The 3,113-nt window shown below is 67.4% G+C and carries 2 protein-coding genes; both read right to left on the bottom strand.

Features of this window, described 5'->3' with window-relative positions:
* On the bottom strand, window positions 1–1,101 hold a 1,101-nt coding region (locus tag SLW55_RS20530; RefSeq protein WP_320745638.1), incomplete at its 3' end, for an MCP four helix bundle domain-containing protein.
* Window positions 1,102–1,840: 739 nt separating this feature from the next.
* Window positions 1,841–3,113: methyl-accepting chemotaxis protein (locus SLW55_RS20525; protein WP_320745637.1), on the bottom strand; the 1,273-nt coding region annotated here is incomplete at its 5' end.

Raw genomic sequence — 3,113 nt, 5'->3', positions numbered from 1 at the left:
GGCGGCCGCCGCACCGGCCAGGTGCTTGATCTCGCTGTTCATCGCGGTCAGGTTGTGCTTGACCGTGTCCATCGTCTCGGTGAGGTTGGCTTTCTCGCCGGGCAGGCGATCCATGTCCTCGGACAGGTCGCCGATGGCATAGCGGCCCATGATCTGCGCCAGGCGCTCGGTCACCGCGATGTGTGCGGCGGCCAGGGCATTGCTGTCGCGGACCATGCGCCCGTAGTCGCCTGGGAACACGGTTTCGTCCATGCGGTAGCTGATCTGGCCGGCGTCGTGGCGCTGGGCCATATCGGCCTGCGCGGCCAACACGGCCTGCAGCTGCTGCTGCATGCGGCCCATGGCGTTCAACAAGCGGCCGGTTTCGTCGCGGGCCTCGGTGCGCACGGCATTGTGCATGTCGCCATTGGCGATGGCCTCGGCGGTGCGGGTGGCCAGGCCCAGCGGTGCGGTCAGGCTGCGGGTGATGACCAGCGCCAGCAAGGCGCTGAGTACCAGGGCCAGCACGGTACCGCCGATCAGCAGCATGCGGCCACGGTGCATCGCGTCCAGCGCCGCCTGATAGCCTTCGGCGGCCTGCGACTTCTGCCGGTCGGCGAACTCGCGGATCTTGCTCTGCCACGCCAGGGTTGCCGGCAGCGCTTCGCGATTGAGCATCTCCAGCGCCTGGGCATTCTCGCCCTTTTCGCCCAGCGCGACGATGGCGTCGTTGATCTGTTTCGCAGCGGCGCGCTTGGCGTCCATGTCGGCGCGGATGACGCGGCCGCCGGCGGTGCTGGACAGCTTGTCCATCTTGGCGCGAGCCTCGGCGTAGCGCTCGCGCTGCCGATTGAAGGTCTCCAGCGCCTCTTGCCGCATCGTCGCGTTGGTGGAGGTGGTATAGGTGCTCAGCGCAACCAGCACGGAGGAGTTGGCGTCGAGCATCTGGTTGCTGAATTCGATCTTCGCCATGCGGTCCAGCACGATCATGTCCAGGTGCTTGCGCGCCTCGGCCATGCCGGACAGCCCGATGATCACCAGGACCACCGAAAGAAGAATCAGCACGCCGAAGGCCGCCGACAGGCGCACACCGACGTTGTAGCGTTGCAGAATGCGGGTCATTTCATATCTCCAAGGGGCGAAAAGGCTGCTCGGCGCGCAGGGGTGCGACGTCGGCGGTGGACGTGGGCTGACGCGGACGGCCTGCGCTCTAGGCGGCGCCAGTCACATGGCGTGATGACGGGCGACGCGACAGGCGGGTCGTGCGAAAGCGCCGCACTCGCGACGGTGACCATGGCGTTGGCATGCCCGAGTTCCGCCTGTAATCGCCGACGGCGTCGGTCGATCGCTCGGTGGATGCGTCTTCGGTGTCGCAAGACCGCATGCATGGTGGCCCCCCGTGTACGAATGAAGGAACGACGCGTGTTGTGGCGCGCCGGAGATCCCGGGTGTAGGCAAGCTGACGAAACGGACCAAGGAACGGCAAGTCGAAGCTGCGCGCGTGCCGAAGGCAGGCGCGAAAAGGAACAGTCGTCAGGGCTGCGGTTTCCCCGTTCGGTTTTGCGACTTCAGCGATCGGCGCATGCACCGAGCGATCCCTCTGAAGCGCCGACGGACCTCCCCAGGCCGTGTCGGCACGCACCGGTGTAGACAAAAAGCGTGCGCTCGATTTGGTATCGACAGAAGCAGGAGATTCTTGAGCGCCTCAGTACGGTCGTGCCGGCAGTGGTTGCCGTACGCCGCGTCGATGGAGACGATGCGGGCGCCAGCCAGCCTGGCTGCCCCGTACCGACATCGCGGCGTCGCCTATCGAGCGGCCGTGCGGTGCACGGCCGCGCATCGAGGCGACTGGGAGGAGGACTCAGAACTCCTGCCAGTCGCTGCTGGCCGCCTGGGCAAGCGCAACGGACTGCGGCGCCGGCCGCGGCTTGCGTGGCGGAGCAGACGGCACGCTGCGTGGGGCGGGGCGGGCCGTCGACGCGACCGCGATCGATGCGATCGCCGGCAGGGTATCCAACTTGAACACGGACACCGCATCCTGCAACTGCGTGGCCTGTTCCTCCATCGAGCGTGCGGCGGCGGTGGCCTCTTCCACCAGGGCGGCATTCTGCTGGGTGGTCTCGTCCATCTGGGTGACGGTCTGGTTGACCTGCTCGATCCCCGACGCCTGCTCCTGCGAGGCCGCCGAGATCTCGCCCATGATGTCGGTGACGCGCTGTACCGAGGCCACGATCTCGGCCATGGTCTCGCCGGCCTGGCGTACCAGGGTCGAGCCATTGGCCACCTGGTCCACCGAGTCGTCGATCAAGCTCTTGATCTCCTTGGCCGCATTCGAGGAACGCTGGGCCAGGGTCCGCACCTCGCTGGCGACCACCGCGAAGCCGCGACCTTGTTCGCCGGCACGCGCCGCTTCCACCGCCGCGTTCAAGGCCAGGATATTGGTCTGGAAGGCGATGCCGTCGATCACGCCGATGATGTCGGCGATCTTCTTCGACGAGGCCTCGATGCCGCTCATGGTTTCGACCACCTGGCCGACCACGCTGCCGCCTTGCGAGGCCACCGAGGCGGCACCCGCTGCCAACTGGTTGGCCTGGCGCGCGTGCTCGGCATTCTGCTTGACGGTGGAGGTCAGCTCCTCCATCGACGCAGCGGTTTCTTCCAGGCTGGCCGCCTGCTGCTCGGTGCGGCGCGACAGGTCGTCGTTGCCGGCGGCGATTTCGGTGGCAGCGGCATTGATGCTGACCGCCGCGGTCTGGATGCGGCCGACGATGCCGGTCAACTGGTCGGCGGTGGCGTTGGCGTCGTCGCGCATGGTGGCGAACACGCCGTGGAACTCGCCGTCCATGCGTGCGGTCAGGTCGCCTGCGGCGATGGCCTGCAGCAACGCCGACAGTTTGCCGAGGTTGCGGTCGCTGACCTCCATCATTGCGTTGAGATCCTGCACCATCAGCCGGAAGTCGTGCTGGAAATGCGCGGCATCGCCGCGGGCGCTGAAGTCGCCGGCCGCGGCGGCGGCTGCCAGGCGCTTGATCTCGGTATTGATCGCCAGCAGGCTGGCCTTGGCCGCATCCATCGACTCGTGCAGCACCGCACGACTGCCGGGCAGGCGCCGGGCGTCGCGGCGCAGGTCGCCG

The sequence above is a fragment of the Xanthomonas sp. LF06-19 genome, from assembly GCF_034105425.1.
GTDB classification, from domain to species: Bacteria; Pseudomonadota; Gammaproteobacteria; order Xanthomonadales; family Xanthomonadaceae; genus Xanthomonas_A; species Xanthomonas_A sontii.
Note: the sequence above shows the minus strand (reverse complement) of the source record. Positions and strands in the feature narration are given on the sequence as shown.